The following is a 17,240-nucleotide window of genomic DNA, read 5'->3' on the forward strand; positions in this document are numbered from 1 at the left end:
AACCCAGCATGAGTGTCGGCGAAAATCATCCATCCATAGAGTCTTTGGTAGACCATCTTTTTCGTAATTCGGCGGGAAAGATGGTCTCCGTTTTGACGCGATTATTCGGCAGTCATAATATCACGTTGGCCGAAGACGTCGTGCAGGATACGCTGCTCAAGGCGATGCAAATCTGGCCGCGCGCCGGTATTCCGCAAAATCCCGAAGGCTGGCTTATGCAGGTAGCCAAAAACCGTGCGCTGGATCTGATCCGTCGCCGCAGCCGCGAAATCGAATTACCGGAAGATACCGACCCGCTGTTATCCAGTGCATGGACCCGTGCAACGCGTATGGAATATCTTTTTCTGCCGCACGAAATCCGCGACGACCAACTCCGCCTGATGTTTACCTGCTGCCACCCGATGTTGCCACAGGAAAGCCGCATCGCTCTGACGCTCAAAACGCTGTGCGGTCTGGGTACCAAAGAAATTGCACGCGCCTTCCTGACATCCGAAGAAACGATTCAAAAACGACTGTACCGCGCCAAACAGCTTTTGCGGGAACATCGTATTCGGTTTGAAATCCCCGATGACGGGATATCGGAACGCTTTGACTCGGTTTTGCATGTGATCTATCTGCTGTTTAATGAAGGCTATAATACGACCCGCACCGATGCGGTGATTCGCCAAGATCTGATGGACGAATCAATACGGTTGGGGGAAATGCTTTTACAAAATAATCGCACCAATACCCCCGCCACGCAGGCCTTACTGGCGCTGATGTACCTGCACGCCGCACGTACCGATGCGCGTACCGACGCCACCGGCCATATTCTTTTGCTGGCCGAACAAGACCGCCGTTTGTGGAATCAAACAATGATTCTCAAAGGCCTGACGCATCTGCACGCCTCGGCACGCGGTACGACGATCACACGGTATCATCTGGAAGCTGGTATCGCCGGTTGCCATGCCACAGCCGAAAGTTTTGCCGCGACCAATTGGGATCGCATCGTGCAGTTGTATGATCTGCTTTTGCAAACGCAGGATCATCCCGTGATCCGGCTCCAGCGAGGTATCGCACTTTGCCAATCCCAATCGCCTCAAACGGCGCTCGCCTGGCTTCAGCAGCAAGGCATTGACGAGGCACTGACCGATTATCCGTATTTGCATGCCACGTACGCCGAGTTATACAAAGCCCTTGATGACAAACCCTCCGCCCGCAAAGCCTTAACCCGCGCTATCCAATGCCCGATCAGCGAAGCGGAAAAACATTTGCTAAACGATCGTTTAGAAAAATTAGTTTAGTTTAATTTTAGTAAGCGCTCGCGATCAATCCACCATATCATTTCGAAAGAAAAATATCTATGCAACATAACATCAAAATTTTAATCGCATCAGTTTTGCTTTTAGCATGCAACAGCCCCGAGCCGAAAATTTCGGTACAATCGGAGAATGAAAAAATCGTCCGGCAGTATTATGAATACTTTAATAATCACGCATGGGAAAAAATGGCGGGCATGTACACGGAGGTATCCGAATTTAAAGATCCTTCGCTGGGACCCGGTATCGTAAAACAAACAAGGCAACAAATCATTCAAAAGTATACCGAATTGAGTACGATGTTCCCCGATGTCAAAGACGAAATCATTCAGACCTACCCTTCCGGCGATAAACATATCATCGTTGAGTTTGTTTCTACCGGGACGGCGCCCGATAACACCAAGTTTCAATTACCGATTTGTACCGTTTTTACGATTGAGAATGGCTTGATTAGCAAAGACTTCACGTATTACGATAATTTTGAAACAAAAACGACGAACTGATTTTTCAGGCTCTTAGTACTAATCCGGCATACGACGCAGCTTTACGCTTCACGCATCACGCATGCCGATGAAACTTTTGTTTACGGATTTACGTTTGAGGTGGTAACACTTTGTAACACGTAATTCCGACGTGTTGATGGCATTCTAAAACGAAATGAATTATGAAAAATGCGATGTACGGGTTGTTATGGAGTTGGATTCTGGTTTCCGTTGTGCACGGGCAAACTATTTATAAAAACAAACTGGACGTGCTTTTAAAAAAAGCCGAACAGACGCATTCGGAAGCCGTGATCGTCTATAAGGACAACCAACTAGTTACCGAAAAATATTTCGGCATCGGACAGGCCGATACCAAAATCGAAAGCATGTCCTGCACCAAAAGTATTGTCGGTTTGGCCGTGGCGTGCATGCTCTCCGATCAAACGCTGGCTAGTCTGGATGAACCCGTGTCCCGATATTATCCGGAATGGCGGCAAGGCCAAAAACAAGCGATCACGGTGCGGCATTTAGTCAATATGACATCCGGTTTGCAAAATCATCCCAATGCTTCCGTTGAAATCTATCCGAGCCCCGACTTCGTACAGCTTGCGCTGGCCGCGGAATTAACATCCAAACCCGGCGAAGTCTGGTCCTATAATAACAAATCACTAAACCTTATGGCCGGCGTGATCAAAAAAATCACCGGCCAACGTATGGATCAGTATATCGGCGAACGCCTTTTCAAACCACTGGGCATCACGGAATTCAGTTGGTCGCTGGACAGCGCAGGTAACCCGCACGTCATGTCAGGATGCCAAATCAAACCCGGCGACTTCGCTAAAATCGGACTTCTTTTGCTCAATAACGGAAAATACAATAACCAAACCATCATCGCTGAAAAATACATACAGGAAGTGATCACACCATGCAAGCCGTATCCGGGTTACGGGATACTGTGGTGGATTGACTACGAAAAAACGACCTCCATCGTTGATGATGAGATCGTGCGCGAACTTCAGAAAGCAGGCGTCGCAGAGGACTTTGTCCAAAAAGCCAAGGCCATGCAAGGAACGTACGCTAGCAACGATGCCTATTACGCTAAACTACTCACCGTTTTCGGAGCTAATCCCTGGGAATACATCAATACTACGCTCGGCGCCAATCTTCGACTGCGCAAAAAAGAATTTAGCGGTCATGTGACCTATCGGGCGGACGGGTATTTAGGAAACTATATCATCGTGGATTTTAAAACCAAAATCGTCGCCGTTCGGATGATCAGCCACCAAAGTTTTCAGGACGAAACCGATAACTTCAATGATTTTGCAAAAATGGTATTAAAACTATCCGAATAAAATAATGCGCTTATCGGAATGACTCATTTACGTCATGGTGAGCGGAGTCGAACCATGACCAAGTTTAGTAAAATCCGTCTTCGGCTTCGCTCAGACTGAAGAGCCTCTAAACTCGGTTTTTCTGAAACTTTTTACTCTGTATGCGTATATCTCTAATACGATCGCATCCGTAGTCTATTCTACAAAGTTTCAGGAAAGGCTCTATCGTGAAGTGGTTAACACAATCTCAAAAATTGTATGTACTCATTTTCAAAATGAGTTTATTTTTCATCATGCCTTTGCTTTTACTAACGGTACTGCCGATGATCGGTGTCGCCTGGTTATCCGAAATAGCCCTGGCCGCTTTGGTCGCCGGCATGATCCTGACGATCACCAAACTGCGCGAACGTATTTTTTTATAAATCTAACCCCGTATGTCCCATGAAAAATTGTTTCAAAACCATCCTTCTTTTTTTGAGTTTTGTTTTGACCTATGCGCTACAAATCAAAGCGCAGGAACCCGACTCGGCATCGCCGCTCAAACCCCTGGTCGAAGCCGAGCGCAGTTTTGCCAAAATGGCTGCCGCCGAAGGTGTGCGCAATGCCTTCGTTCACAATCTTGCCGATAAAGCGCTGATGTTTCGCAATGGCCCCATCAATGGCAAAGAATTATGGGAAAAGCGCAAACCCGCGCCGTTTTTACTCAAATGGGAACCGGAGTTTGCCGACATCGCCGCCTCCGGTGATTTTGGTTTTACGACAGGTCCTTGGGAGATACAGGAATATCGCCCGCTCACGGAGTCCGGCGGCTACGGATACTTCACATCGGTATGGAAAAAACAAACTGATGGCACATGGAAAGTCGTACTCGACATCGGTACATCCAATCCGAAACCGGCGACATACACCTACGCTTTGCAGTACCCGCCGGGCGCCGATAAAGTCCGATCGTTTACCCCCGTCGCTAAGCTCGATGCCGTACGGGACGAACTGATCCAACGCGATGCCGCGCTGGGCCGCTCGACGGCAGCGTCATTCTCGGCCCCGTCGTTTTTCGAAGCGCTATCAAGCGATGCACGTTTGCAGCGCAATGAATACCTGCCCACGACCCATCGCGATACGATCGCAGCACGTTTGCGCGGGATCACCGCTTGGGAATCCCAACCCATCGGCGGCGATGTAGCCGCTTCCGGTGACCTCGGCTACACGTACGGGACGTACACTATCCGACGCGGCGAGGCTTCCGAAAAGGGCCACTACGTGCGCTTCTGGAAACGTAACGAAAAAAACCAATGGAAAATCACACTGGATCTCACCGATCCTTCACCGGAAGTCAAAAAATAAAACTGTCGCTGATTTTTAACCTCGGCGTCTCGGCAAGAACGTGTCCTACATCCCGGTCATTGCGTAGGTTTGCCGTGTCGAAATGACCGATAAAAACCAATCTCTCGCAAAGTCGCTAAGAGAACCTGAAAAATATTCTTAATAAACCTCTTGTACCTTGGCGTCTCCGCGGGAACGTATCCTATGTCATTTCGTAGGTTTGCCGTATCGAAATGACCGATAAAAACCAAGTTCTCGCCAAAACAGCTAGAAACGAATTCATTTCATACGTACGTCGCCTACTTTACGAGAATTCTAGAAACATAAAAAAATCAGGCTATTCCGTAAATTCATGAGATAAATAAGAAATAAAAACACATTTCATTTTTTCGCATGTAAATCAAAAGAATAAGAAAAAACTAAAAGCCTCTTAACTCCTTGTAAAACACCAAAACGCTATGCGACTTAAAAAAACATTAGCCGCTTTTATTAAATTTAAATTCACACAATAAGCCTAACTTAGGAGTGTATGAATACACTAAAAAGCATCATTCAATTTGGTAGAGACATATACAACATATGCATATTACATTGTAAACAATAAGACTATAAGTTAAATCCATATGAGTAAAATATTCAAACTAAGCGCACTTTATTTGTTCCTCATACTTTGCGCGTGTAACTCAAATAATTCGAAAAAAAATGAAAGTAATAAGCAAGCCCAAACTGCGGACTTAATATTAAAATTGCATCAAATAATAACTCCATTTGTCGATAAAGGTTTTGTTGGAGTTGTACTTTTTGCCGACTCGTCTGATATAATCATGAATAGAGCTTATGGGAAAAGCAAAAACAATCATGACTCAAATACGACTTTTTGGATTGCATCCAACACAAAACCCATCACCGCTATCGCAATATTAAAACTACAAGAAGATGGAAAACTTTCCGTTAAGGACAGCATTACTAAGTTTTTAAAAAACGTTCCATCAGACAAAAAAAATATTACGATCGAACAATTACTTACTCATTTATCAGGTTTGCCAAGTGATTTTATTGCAGAAGGTGAACAAAATATGGAGTTGGCTGTTAAGCAAATTCTGTCTCAAAAACTGATTTCTGAACCGGGAAAGGAGTTTAATTACACCAATGACGGGTACATTCTCCTTGCAGCAATAATTGAGTTAAGTTCAAACAAAAAATACGAATCGTATATAAGAGATGCTGTGTTTACCAAATCCGGTATGACTAATTCAGGTTTTTGGGGAGGCGACGATATTGCCGTAGATCCGGTGAATGATTCAGCTAAATACTACCCGTTTTATCCGAAAATATTCAGAGATGGAAAAACTCTCGAGAATTGGAACAATAAAGGCGCTGCTGGAATAAGCAGCAATACAGCAGATCTTTATAAGATGATGATTGCTCTTAATAGTGGACAACTACTTAATCAAATCTCTTTAAGAGAACTGTTTCGACCTAGATTTGAACTTAGCAACACAAATGATACTATTTTATCTTTTGCTTATGGATGGGCAATTGTTCAATCCAAAGAAAATGTTCTGGAAATCAGGCATCGCGGAAGAGGTGATTGGATGCACAATAACAGCATTTATTTCCTAAAAAATGGTTATAAAATTATTGTTTGGGCAAAAGACACCGGTCCTAACAATAACGCATGGAGTACAGAAATCTGCAAAAGTTTAATCCAAGAACTAAACTTACTTGAGAAGGCTAATCGTTAATATCGTAAAGACAAAACCATACTATATGATCAACATTGGCTATTAAAATGAATATTTGAACCAATGTTGTGAGCTGATTTTTTTTATTGTTCACGCGTCGCTAACGCCAAATCCGTTTTCACACAGTAAAGTAAAACTATGCGAACAAGAAATTGATTACAAAACCATCTTTAGTTATAAAATGCCTCTCCTCCTAATATTTGGAACGCATTAGCCAACCCCGAACAAGCAAAAGAATGCTTTTAAACATAGAGCTGTCGTTTGGCAACAACATTCTCAATGAAGTATTTTGATGGACTACCTGATGATAGAATATGGACTTTTGATCAATTGGAAAAGGCATGAACCTTAAAATTATCCATTACTAATAGATAATATACCCGCAGAAAAGCAAAAAACCTTCGGGCGAGTTTTGGAGTGAAGCTCTCTTGAAGATGAAACAACTAGTCGAAAACCAATCTCTCGCAAAGCCGCTAAGAGAAACTGAAAAATATTCTTAATAAACCTCTTGTGCCTTGGCGTCTCTGCGGGAACGTATCCTAGGTCATTTCGTAGGTTTGCCGTACCGAAATGACCGATAAATACAATGCCTAGCAAAGCCGCATAGAAAATTGAAAGATATTCTTACTAAAATCGCACGTCTTAACGTCTCTTAACGGTTTGAAGCTCTACTAATAACGATTTGCGTTGGGAAGACGAAAAATGTAAAACAAATAGCAACTAAAATAACAACATGATACATTATGTCGTTAATTTTACCACTTTTCTTTCTTACTAAAACGTATGGATCATTGAAGAGTATGACAAATCAAGAAATTATAGAGATACCCAAAATAAGCTTTGACGACAACGGAGAGTTGGTAATCACAGCATCACCGACTTCTTCCAAAAATGATTTTGATTTTTATCAGGGTAAATGGAAACTTAAAAATAAGAAATTAAAAACACGATTAAACAATTGTACAGAGTGGGCAGAGTTTGAATCAACTCAGGACATGTATAAGGTTTTAAACGGACTAGGAAATATTGACAATTTCTTTGCAACATTTGACGGCGTACCATTTGAGGGAATGTCCATCAGACTGTTTAATCCAAAGACAAAACTATGGAGCATCTACTGGGCTGATTCTAACGAAGGTGTATTACAACCGCCGGTTCTAGGTTCATTTGAAAACAATATTGCTCATTTTTTTACAAAGGACATTTTTAACGGGCGCAACATATTAGTCGTATTCCGTTGGGACGTTAGAGACAAAGAAAATCCAATTTGGAGTCAAGCATTTTCGGGCGACAATGGTAAGACTTGGGAGTGGAATTGGTATATGTATTGCAGTAAAGTAAATAAGATCGATTGAAGGAAATGCTTGCCGAATGACTTGAGAGTTGGATAATAAATGAGATAACGAGAAAGCCACACAACCACCCACACCGTGTTTATGTCAGCTGCAGGTGACAGGTTGATATGAAGTTTAGTTTTTTCGTTCATCCACATTGGAAAATAACGGCTTCGGAAACCGCCGCCTTCATAAGTTCTTCGTCACTTTACGGGTAACTGTAACCGATCTGCATAATGGGTATCAGGAAAAGTTAGATGAAAGTAATAAATATTCATACGAGAGAAATCGGACAACCCAAGGCCGATATCGCCAAACTGTTAAACACTTTGGCGACGGAAAATGATATGATGTTGGCAACAGATAAATGGTCGCCGATGAAATTGGACAAAGGATTACAGGTTGGTTCAAAAGGCGGACACGGACCCATCAAATATGTTGTAACGGAGTATCAGCCTGAAAAATCAATCACTTTTCAGTTTAACTTGATCGGTTTTAATGGTTACCACAGATTTGACATCAACGAGGTAGAGCCCAACAAAACTGAGCTTACACATATTATTGATATGACAACAACAGGTTCAGCGACTTTAAAATGGGTGTTAGCAATTCGTTGGCTGCACGATGCTTACATTGAAGACGCTTTTGATAAAATCGAAAACCAGTTCACAAAAGACAAAAAAAGTAGCGAATGGAATTGGTGGGTTAAAATTTTAAGAAAAACAATGAAGTCTAAAAAGAAATAAAAACGAACACTGATCACCCGTTAAATAAAATAACAGGCTTAATGCTAAATACAACGATCGTTTTTCGATTGAGTATTTGTACTGAAAATCCCGCACCAATGCCAAACTGAGAATCCTTAACCTTAACTATCAAACCACCACCATGCCCATCGAATATAGTTTTGACAAAAGACCCTCCGCCGACCAGATCATAGCGCTCTATGATAGATCGGGTTTGCCGAGACCGACCCAGGACAAAGAACGCATACAAAAGATGTATGACCATTCCGATCTGATCGTAACCGCCTGGGACGGCGACCTGCTGGTCGGAGTTTCCCGCTCGATCACGGATTGGGTTTGGAGTTGTTACCTCGCCGACCTGGCGATCCATCCCGATTACCAAAAAAACGGCATCGGTAAGGAACTGGTTCGCCTCACCAAAGAAAAAGTGGGCGAAGAAGTCATGATACTATTGCTTTCGGTTGCCACCGCGATGACCTACTATCCCAAAATCGGAATGACCAAAGAAGACCGGGCCTTTACCATTCTCCGGACTAAATAAATACTTTCATCCGACCGGAAAAATCACCAAACTTCGTCGGATCGCTTTTATACAGACGTTCGCACCATCGCGTAACGTCCGATTATTTGATTACTGTCATTTAATAAAACGATACAACATGCTTACTCGCATTTCGATAAAAGACATTGAACCCGAAGCGTATAAGGCCATGATGGCTTTAGAAAACTATACCAAAACGATCGGTGTTTCACCACTTCTGACAGAACTCATAAAGATACGCGCTTCGCAGATCAATGGGTGCGCTTACTGCATAGACATGCACACGGAGTATGCTATTAAGTTAGGCGAAAGCGAAAGACGGCTCTTCGTATTACCGGCCTGGAAAGAATCGCATCTGTTTTCTGACGAAGAGCGACTGGTTTTACAATTGACAGAAGAAGTCACCTTGATCCATGCGCATGGCGTGCAGGATGATACCTATAATGCCGTCGTAAAACATTTTGGCGAAAAAACAACCGCTCAAATCATAATGCTGATCGTTTTGATTAATTCATGGAATCGCATCGCCGTGACGACAAAACTGATCTACAAATAATATCTGTCGCCGATGAAGCATTACGATCAAGCATAATCTACATAACATATACAGAGGATGTATGGATTTCAATCTGACCTCGGAATTACAAGACTATTTAGATAAAAACGAAAAACTGCTTTGGACAGGACAGCCCCGAAAGGGAATTGTTTTTAGTGCGGCGGACATTTTTATGATACCGTTTAGCCTTTTGTGGTGCGGGTTTGCGATATTTTGGTTTACCACAGCCATTACTTCCGGTGCACCGATTTTCTTTAGCTTGTTTGGGGTTCCATTTGTTGTCATAGGGCTGATGATGGTATTCGGGCGATTTATCATAGACGCCAAACTAAGGGAATCGACGATTTACGGTTTGACCGATGAACGCATCATTATCAAGTCCGGCCTATTTAAGAAGACTATAAAATCCATACATATCAAAACCCTCGCTGATTTCGAATACGACGAAAAAAATGACGGTAGCGGCACGATCACGATAGGCCCGAAAAATCCGATGATGGTATGGGGAAACGGAATGAGCTGGTGGCCAGGAACAAATCCGACACCGTCACTTCATCTGATACAAAACGTCCGGCAAGTGTATAATATGATCATCGAAATTAAAAAAAAGCGATGAATGGGATACTATAGTGCACTGTTAGCACTTACCATACACGGAATTAAAAAAACTTAAGCAAAGTGATTGATGAAAAACCCGTTTGAAATAGAAAAAACATACATCACCGAATATTCCCCAAGCCGTATCACGGCCATCGTGCAAGAAACCTTAGAGAAAAAGAACCGTATCGTTTTCTTTTCATCAAAAACTTTTACCGGCGCGATCAAAGAAAACCATTTCCGTTTCAAAGAAAATGTATGGGCCACCAATAACGGAATGATCTATCCGACCATCCAAGGTACGATACTGGGTGATAACCCCACAAAGATACATATCCATATTACACCGCGATACGGGTGGATATTATCGTTCACACTGTGCGCTTTAGTTTTTTTATGTACTGCTTTTTTTACGGATCGCATGTCCGTTGACGGTATCGAAAGCGCATCAACGCTGTATGAACGATCGGCTTTTGCAATTTTTGGCGCAGGTATTCCAATGCTCATGTGTTATGTTACCTGCCTAAGATCCATCAAACATACTGAACGATGGATTATAAAAAAACTCTATCTCAAAGAAATCACTTCATAAAATGAAGCATTACCCGCCGCAACGTGTATAGACAATTAACCGAAGTACGGCGGCATATACATACCGGCTTTTTATTTTACTTTTTTTTCTTACATTGAGCGGGATGCGTGCCCGATAATCTTATGATCGAATTACCTATACTCAAACTTATGCCGGCTATAGCCAAATATTTTATCCGATGCGCTTTGGTATTTCTCCTGCTTTCGATCCTGATACAGGCGTTGACCCAAGTGGGACCGCATTGGGGTTGGACGACCATTCACAATCTTCAGCCCGTATTTTTTCATTTTTTCTTATTCGGCTGGGTCATGCAGATGATCATCGGCGTATCGCTGTGGATGTTTCCGTGGCAAGATAAGGCGCAGTTCATACTCCGCGACCGGATCGGTTGGTTTGCGCTTTTGACGATCAATAGCGGCCTCGTACTGCGCGGGGTGTGTGAACCGTTTCTCGATCCGTCCTCCGGCGATGCGTTGCGATTCGCGCTTACGGCTTCCGTGATACTGATGTGGCTGGGATGCGTCGTATATGCCGCGCATATCTGGCAAAGAGTGCGGAGCAAATGACATGGATCGCCTCAGTATATGGTGGATTCGCGGCGCGTTGATTTATTTTGTAGTCGGCGTTACGCTCGGCGCACTTTTACTTTTGCACAAAACCTGGTCATGGGATATGCTCTGGTGGCGTTTGCTGCCGCTGCACATCTACACCATGTTGCTCGGTTTTATGATTCCTTTTATCATCGGCGTAGCACACTGGATACTGCCGCGCAACGACGGCCCCCATGATCGCGGCAATCCCAAACTCATTATCACCGCCTGGGTGCTATGGCACACCGGCCTCATCGCCGGACTCGTTTCCGAAATCTCCGGATCGGCACGGTCCGCGATCACATTGAGCGTGGCTTTGTGCAATAGCGTTGCCGTTATGATCATGTTCACCCAGCTATGGCGACGTCTTCGATTATTCAAACAAATCTATAACGGCAAATGATCCCCCAGTGCATCAAAATATTAAATATGTTTTGATATGAATGCGAGGCGGAAAAAATCTGCTTTTTCCAAAACCTTGTGAGATCTTGACGTGGCACAAAAAACGGCCATTATATTACTACAGCTTGGCGGACCGGATAACTTAGATGCAGTCGAACCGTTTTTGTATAATTTATTTTGTGATCCGGACATCATTGATCTGCCAGGCGCTTTCCTTTTTCGTAAAGGTCTCGCACGTTTGATTTCGACCCGCCGTTCACTGCCCGTCCGGGAACTCTACAAAAATATCGGAGGCCGTTCACCGATCTTGCCGCAAACCGAAGAGCAGGCACAGGCGTTGCAAGTACGATTGGATACATCCGGTCACCGATGTACCGTATTTATCGCGATGCGCTATTGGCACCCCATGACCGATGCGGTAGCCCGATCCATAGCCGAGGGTGGTTACGATCGTATTCTTTTGCTCCCGCTGTATCCGCATTATTGCAAGGCTACGACCGGCTCCGGTATCAATGAATGGAAACGCTGCGTTAAAAAATATCAGATTGATCGCATTCCTGCCAAAATCATCGAAAGTTATTTTGATCATCCGGATTATATTCGCGCAATCACGGATAATATCCAAAAAGCACTAGCCAAACTACCGAGCGAAGAGCGTGCGCAGATACATCTGGTATTTAGTGCACACGGCACACCGATGAAACTTGTTCGCGATGGCGATCCGTATTCGTTGCATATTCGTCGCACATACGAAGCAGTTTTATCCGCCGGTAATTTTAGGTTACCCCATCATCTGTGTTTCCAAAGCAAAGTCGGCCCGCAAAAGTGGCTTGAGCCTTCGCTGGTGCAGACCATCGCTCAACTCGCGTCACAAAAGGCATCAGGCATACTGGTGGTTCCTATCGCTTTCGTGACGGAGCACATCGAAACGCTTTCTGAAATCAATATCGAAGCGCGTCATGAAGCGGAACAAGCAGGCGTTCGGTATTTTGATATGATGCCTGCACTCCGCGATCATCCGTCTTTTACCGCGTGTCTCTACGACCTCACTCTAAAGGCATTGCACGGTGCTTGGCCCGTATCGCAATCATAGGCGGCTGGATCATATAGTAATGTTCCTAAGTAAATATTGAAGAATAACTCCTTCGGGGCGATATACCTTTAGCAAAGAAACTTTTTTAAAAAATACCGTATAAATTAGAAATCATAACCGATACTTCGCCATGCGTTACGTTGATCGTTTTCCCGATCCGCACTCCCGCCGATTTGATAAAGCCGAATGGCGTGATGAACATGGTGTGGCCAACGTGATCATTCATTGCCAATCTTCAGGAATTGCTTTTCCCAAGCATTGGGGTCCCCTCTCGCTCAAAACCACATTATCCGGTCATGAATACTATGTCACACGGCACAGCACGCACCGCGTTACGCCGGAACGGATTTTGATACTCAATGAAGATACGACTTACGCCAGTTATATTCGCGACGGTGAAACCGTCGAATCGTTTACAATCAATTTCAGTGCGGATTTTATACGCACCGCTTTGCGCGATAGCATGTCCGATAGTATGCAAAAATTAGATGATCCTTTTTCGGGCGAAGCGCCTTCCGTGCAATTTCCGGAGTACACGCTGCCGTATCATCATCATATCCGGACCCGTCTGAACCGTATTCGACGATGCCTTACCATGCCCGCGGATTTGAACGGACGCGTGGACGAAGAGTTGTCGTTTTTATATGAAGCGATGCGCACGCTTTCCGCGTCAGAAAATAAAAAAACGCGCGGCCTGCCTTTCCAAAAAGTCTCGACACGCGAAGAACTGTACCGGCGGCTTCAGCATGTCCGGGATTATATGGAGGCCTGTTATGCGGAATCTATAAATCTGCACGATCTCAGTCGCGTGGCGTGCCTTTCCGTGCATCATTTGATTCGCCTTTTCAAATCACATTTTTTATGTACGCCGCACCAATATCTCATACGATGCCGATTGCTCGAGGCCAAACGACTCACCGAAACCACTTCCCTTCGTATTGAAGACATTGCACGCCGTGTCGGCTTTGAAGACCGAAGTTCATTTTCACGATTGTTTCGTCAGCATTTCGGCAAAAAACCCTCCGACCGCACGCAATAAAAAAAAGCAATTTTCACCACCTTGTTTTAACAAACCTCTGCGCATATTATAGGGATGATATTATTCCAAAACGAAAGGCACACGTATGTTGATGCGATCTTTCATTATCGCGCTTTTTTTTATATGGACTCAATCCTTTGCACAAATGCCGATGGATTCGACAGCGTTTGATTTTTGGGTAGGTGAATGGACGGCGACTTGGTCCAACGCCGACGGCAGCACCGGTAAAGGTCAAAATCGCATCGTCAAAATTTTAGACGGCAAAGTGATTCAGGAACATTTTGAAGACGAAAGCGGATTCAAAGGAACGAGCCTTTCCGTATATACACCTGTTCAAAAAAAATGGCGTCAAGCATGGGCCGATAACCAAGGCGGTTATTTTGATTTTGAAGGCGATATGTCGGACGGAAAAAAGATTTTTAAAACCAAAATACGCGAAGCCAACGGCAAACAATATATGTCACGTATGCTGTTTTACGATATCAAGACGGATGCGTTTACGTGGGATTGGGAAAAAACAGAGGACGGCGGCAAAACATGGGCCTTGCAATGGCGCATACAATATGTGCGCAAAAAATAATGGAAAGACGGATTGAAATTCAGTTCGCCCCCGTCGGCGCATCATAATATTTACTTTTGATCCACAACGCAACGCGAACGAGGCTTACCAAAACGGGCACCTCGACCAATGGACCGATCACGGCAGCAAACGCTGCACCGGATGAGATACCGAAAACCGCTATGGCAACGGCGATCGCCAGTTCAAAATTATTGCTCGCCGCGGTAAACGAGAGCGTAGCCGACTCGGCATAGTCCGCACCGCTGCGACGGCTGAGATAAAAAGAAATCAAAAACATCACGACAAAATAGATCACCAGAGGAACGGCGATGCGCAAAACATCGAACGGAATCGTTACGATATACTCACCTTTGAGCGAAAACATAACCACGATCGTAAACAGCAACGCAATCAATGTCAGCGGCGATATTTTGGGAATAAATTTTTCATGATACCAAACCCGACCTTTAGCTTTTAATAAAATCATCCGCGTAAGCATCCCGGCTAAAAAAGGAATTCCAAGATAGATAAATACGCTTTCGGCGATCTGCATGATCGTGATATCCACCGCAAACGCTTGTAATCCGAGCATGGAGGGAAACAACGTCAAAAAGAGATACGCATACACCGGGAAAAACAAAACTTGGAAAATGGAATTAAAAGCAACCAGACCCGCCGCGTACTCCGTATCACCATGCGCAAGTTCATTCCACACGATAACCATAGCGATACAGCGTGCAAGTCCGATCATGATCAGGCCGGCCATATATTCCGGATAATCGCGGAGAAATACGACCGCCAGCAAAAACATAAACACGGGGCCGATCAACCAGTTTTGAACGAGCGACAGAAACAAAACTTTTTTATTCCGAAAAACATCCGCGAGTTCTTCGTATTTGACTTTGGCCAGCGGCGGATACATCATCAGAATCAACCCTACGGCGATAGGAATATTGGTCGTGCCGGATTGGAACCGGTTCCAGAATCCAACGATGGGCGGAAACAAATAGCCTGAAAAAACGCCGATCAACATGGCGATAAAAATCCACAACGTCAGATACCGGTCTATAAATGAAAGTTTACTGATCTTTTCCATAGTGAATCTTGCGTGTGGCATCACTTATCGAAGTGACTTTTGATAAAATGCAAAAAAGTCTTTTTTAATTTCATCACGGATGCGGCGAAATTCCTTCATCACATGTTCTTCTGCCCCAGAAGCCTCCGCTGGATCATCAAACCCAATGTGCAATCGGTGGCTCACGGTTCCCGTAAAAACAGGGCACTGTTCTTGGGCATTACCGCATACGGTGATGACATAGTCAAACGGCTTATCCAAAAAAAGATCGGTGCTTTTGGGATAGTTACCGCTGAGATCAATTCCAATCTCGCCCATTACCTTGACCGCCTTCGGATGCACTTGAGATGAAGGCCGTGTACCTGCGGAATACACCTCAAGCGAAGCATCAAATGATTTAAGAAACCCTTCGGCCATTTGACTGCGGCAGGAATTCCCGGTACAAAGGATTAAGACACGTTTTTTCATAAACACTACCTATTAATATTAATTCGTTATATTACGAAATATTATAAACACGCTATCATTTTGGGTGCTTGTATTTTTTTTACATCCGACTGTACCTGCGCCGTATCATTGAGCGCTGTATGAAGCAATATACGTAGCGCGGTTATTTCCGGATACAGAGGTTTCGTATTCAAACTATAATACACCCAACGGCCTTTTTTCTCTTCTTTTATATAGGCATTTTTTTTCAAAATTTTCAAATGCTGCGAAACGGTGGACGGCGCCAATTTTAAGACGTCCCGTATTTCACATACACACAACGTACGTTGCTCCAGCATTTTGAGAATGCGGAGCCTGTTAGGATCGGAAAGCGCTTTGAATACTTCGGCGTAATTTTGAATGGTCATATTAATTCGTTTATTAACGAATTATAATAATCCAACCTCTTCAAAAAATCAATTCGTTTTTTGTGATACCGATTATTAGAAGTAGTGCTTGACAATACGATACGAACTGTTCTAATTTACGTCATGCAACGGATTTTTAAAGCTTCATTGTTTTTCACTGTTTTCGTTTTATTAAGCATTGCTTCGCATACTTATTCGGCCAGCCAACAAAACGAAAACCGTTCCCCGCATAAAACAGCACAAGAGCCGGCCTGGTCATCATTAGATCAGCGTGACGGTTTATTTTTTCTTTCATCGTCCCGCGAAGAAACTGCATCCCAATTAAAAGAAACACGCCATAAAGCGTGGATTCTGCCTGCACTACCTGTTTCATTTATTACGTACCGCAAATACCTCGATTTTTTTCAACTTTCACTGGCCCACAATTTTCTCCTCGGGCATACGACAGGTCTTCGCGCCCCGCCGATCTGCTGACATCTCCCCCTCTATAAATCATTTATCGGCCACCCGGTGTGGCTGAGCCGGCACAGCTTCATGCCATCCGTGGTGGTGTTTCTCACGGAGGTACTATGAGTTTTTCAACCGATGTGCTCACCAAGATCGTTGTGATCGCCCTATCGATCACAATTTTCGGCGTGTTTGTACATCTCTATATCAAGTCCGGAAAATCTGAAAAAAAATGACATGAAACGGAGTATATATTATGTCAATCTCTCAACCCGAATCGCGCCCTTTGATCAGCATTACGGAATTATTCAATTCCGATCCGGAATGGGTCGTGAAGCGTGATAAAGCTATTAAGAAACTGTACGACGGCAATACGCAGGAATTCAATGCGTTCATGTCCAAACTGGAGCCCATGCGCGACTGGAAAGACGTGATGGACGCCGTCGAAGCCGAGTTTATGCGTAAAAAAATCAGACAAGACAGCAAAGAAGCAACCGGTCTTACGGATGTGCTTTTCAAACGATACTTCCCCTCGTATTAGTCCGTCTGGATATATTCATTTCTTACTCCGAGCTGCGCGAATAATTTGCGCAGCTCTTTTTATTTTTTGCCGCACCCTCTTCGCTGAAAAAATCT

General features: G+C 44.0%; 22 protein-coding genes. 19 read left to right on the forward strand and 3 right to left on the reverse strand.

The features are described 5' to 3' along the window. Window positions 1-8 precede the first annotated feature (8 nt). The 17 genes from HUU58_07170 (at window position 9) to HUU58_07250 (ending at window position 14,249) form a co-directional block, all read left to right on the forward strand. Complete coding sequence (locus HUU58_07170; protein ID NUN45448.1) at window positions 9-1,283, forward strand: sigma-70 family RNA polymerase sigma factor; 1,275 nt, start codon at window positions 9-11, stop codon at window positions 1,281-1,283. Window positions 1,284-1,342: 59 nt separating this feature from the next. Then, the gene (locus HUU58_07175; GenBank protein ID NUN45449.1) at window positions 1,343-1,801 is read left to right on the forward strand and encodes a nuclear transport factor 2 family protein; all 459 of its coding nucleotides are present in this window, start codon (window positions 1,343-1,345) and stop codon (window positions 1,799-1,801) included. A gap of 161 nt (window positions 1,802-1,962) precedes the next feature. Then, window positions 1,963-3,132, forward strand: a complete 1,170-nt coding sequence (locus tag HUU58_07180) for a beta-lactamase family protein (GenBank protein ID NUN45450.1) — start codon at window positions 1,963-1,965, stop codon at window positions 3,130-3,132. A gap of 206 nt (window positions 3,133-3,338) precedes the next feature. Further along, window positions 3,339-3,533, forward strand: a complete 195-nt coding sequence (locus HUU58_07185) for a hypothetical protein (protein NUN45451.1) — start codon at window positions 3,339-3,341, stop codon at window positions 3,531-3,533. Window positions 3,534-3,552: 19 nt separating this feature from the next. Continuing rightward, on the forward strand, window positions 3,553-4,455 hold the full coding sequence (locus HUU58_07190) for a nuclear transport factor 2 family protein (protein ID NUN45452.1): 903 nt from the start codon (window positions 3,553-3,555) through the stop codon (window positions 4,453-4,455). A gap of 602 nt (window positions 4,456-5,057) precedes the next feature. Then, entirely contained in the window at window positions 5,058-6,179 is a 1,122-nt protein-coding gene (locus HUU58_07195; GenBank protein ID NUN45453.1) for a serine hydrolase, read from the forward strand. Between the two features lie 800 nt (window positions 6,180-6,979). Further along, window positions 6,980-7,534, forward strand: coding sequence for a hypothetical protein (locus HUU58_07200; protein NUN45454.1), 555 nt, complete (start codon window positions 6,980-6,982; stop codon window positions 7,532-7,534). A 236-nt stretch (window positions 7,535-7,770) separates the two neighbouring features. Next, the gene (locus tag HUU58_07205) at window positions 7,771-8,259 is read left to right on the forward strand and encodes a hypothetical protein (GenBank protein ID NUN45455.1); all 489 of its coding nucleotides are present in this window, start codon (window positions 7,771-7,773) and stop codon (window positions 8,257-8,259) included. A 142-nt stretch (window positions 8,260-8,401) separates the two neighbouring features. Continuing rightward, the gene (locus tag HUU58_07210; protein NUN45456.1) at window positions 8,402-8,800 is read left to right on the forward strand and encodes a GNAT family N-acetyltransferase; all 399 of its coding nucleotides are present in this window, start codon (window positions 8,402-8,404) and stop codon (window positions 8,798-8,800) included. A gap of 118 nt (window positions 8,801-8,918) precedes the next feature. Continuing rightward, window positions 8,919-9,356: a carboxymuconolactone decarboxylase family protein gene (locus HUU58_07215; GenBank protein ID NUN45457.1), complete on the forward strand. Its 438-nt coding sequence runs from the start codon at window positions 8,919-8,921 to the stop codon at window positions 9,354-9,356. A gap of 61 nt (window positions 9,357-9,417) precedes the next feature. Further along, window positions 9,418-9,972 carry a hypothetical protein gene (locus tag HUU58_07220; protein NUN45458.1) on the forward strand — a complete coding sequence of 185 codons (555 nt, stop codon included), beginning with the start codon at window positions 9,418-9,420 and terminating at the stop codon, window positions 9,970-9,972. A gap of 69 nt (window positions 9,973-10,041) precedes the next feature. After that, window positions 10,042-10,545, forward strand: a complete 504-nt coding sequence (locus HUU58_07225) for a hypothetical protein (GenBank protein ID NUN45459.1) — start codon at window positions 10,042-10,044, stop codon at window positions 10,543-10,545. 122 nt (window positions 10,546-10,667) lie between these two features. Then, complete coding sequence (locus tag HUU58_07230; GenBank protein ID NUN45460.1) at window positions 10,668-11,111, forward strand: hypothetical protein; 444 nt, start codon at window positions 10,668-10,670, stop codon at window positions 11,109-11,111. 1 nt (window position 11,112) lies between these two features. Continuing rightward, a complete protein-coding gene (locus HUU58_07235; GenBank protein ID NUN45461.1) occupies window positions 11,113-11,538 on the forward strand; it encodes a cbb3-type cytochrome c oxidase subunit I in 426 nt (141 codons plus the stop codon). Between the two features lie 90 nt (window positions 11,539-11,628). Further along, complete coding sequence (gene hemH, locus HUU58_07240; GenBank protein ID NUN45462.1) at window positions 11,629-12,630, forward strand: ferrochelatase; 1,002 nt, start codon at window positions 11,629-11,631, stop codon at window positions 12,628-12,630. 130 nt (window positions 12,631-12,760) lie between these two features. Continuing rightward, a complete protein-coding gene (locus tag HUU58_07245) occupies window positions 12,761-13,669 on the forward strand; it encodes a helix-turn-helix transcriptional regulator (protein ID NUN45463.1) in 909 nt (302 codons plus the stop codon). An 85-nt stretch (window positions 13,670-13,754) separates the two neighbouring features. Beyond that, window positions 13,755-14,249 carry a hypothetical protein gene (locus tag HUU58_07250; protein NUN45464.1) on the forward strand — a complete coding sequence of 165 codons (495 nt, stop codon included), beginning with the start codon at window positions 13,755-13,757 and terminating at the stop codon, window positions 14,247-14,249. A gap of 19 nt (window positions 14,250-14,268) precedes the next feature. On the opposite strand, the gene arsB is transcribed toward HUU58_07250, so the two are convergent. The 3 genes from arsB to HUU58_07265 are packed head-to-tail and all read right to left on the reverse strand — an operon-like array spanning window position 14,269 to window position 16,151. Then, window positions 14,269-15,315, reverse strand: coding sequence for an ACR3 family arsenite efflux transporter (gene arsB, locus HUU58_07255; GenBank protein NUN45465.1), 1,047 nt, complete (start codon window positions 15,313-15,315; stop codon window positions 14,269-14,271). A 33-nt stretch (window positions 15,316-15,348) separates the two neighbouring features. Further along, window positions 15,349-15,771 (reverse strand): arsenate reductase ArsC, encoded by a 423-nt coding sequence (locus HUU58_07260; protein ID NUN45466.1) that lies wholly within the window; start codon window positions 15,769-15,771, stop codon window positions 15,349-15,351. A gap of 41 nt (window positions 15,772-15,812) precedes the next feature. Then, entirely contained in the window at window positions 15,813-16,151 is a 339-nt protein-coding gene (locus HUU58_07265) for a winged helix-turn-helix transcriptional regulator (protein ID NUN45467.1), read from the reverse strand. A gap of 129 nt (window positions 16,152-16,280) precedes the next feature. Here HUU58_07265 and HUU58_07270 point away from each other — a divergent pair, with 129 nt between their 5' ends. Together HUU58_07270 and HUU58_07275 are read left to right on the forward strand one after the other, a co-directional pair. Continuing rightward, window positions 16,281-16,631: a hypothetical protein gene (locus HUU58_07270; GenBank protein NUN45468.1), complete on the forward strand. Its 351-nt coding sequence runs from the start codon at window positions 16,281-16,283 to the stop codon at window positions 16,629-16,631. Between the two features lie 229 nt (window positions 16,632-16,860). After that, on the forward strand, window positions 16,861-17,145 hold the full coding sequence (locus HUU58_07275; GenBank protein ID NUN45469.1) for a hypothetical protein: 285 nt from the start codon (window positions 16,861-16,863) through the stop codon (window positions 17,143-17,145). Window positions 17,146-17,240 lie beyond the last annotated feature (95 nt).

It is taken from the genome of bacterium (genome assembly GCA_013360215.1).
In the GTDB taxonomy this organism is placed as follows: Bacteria; CLD3; CLD3; order SB21; family SB21; genus JABWCP01.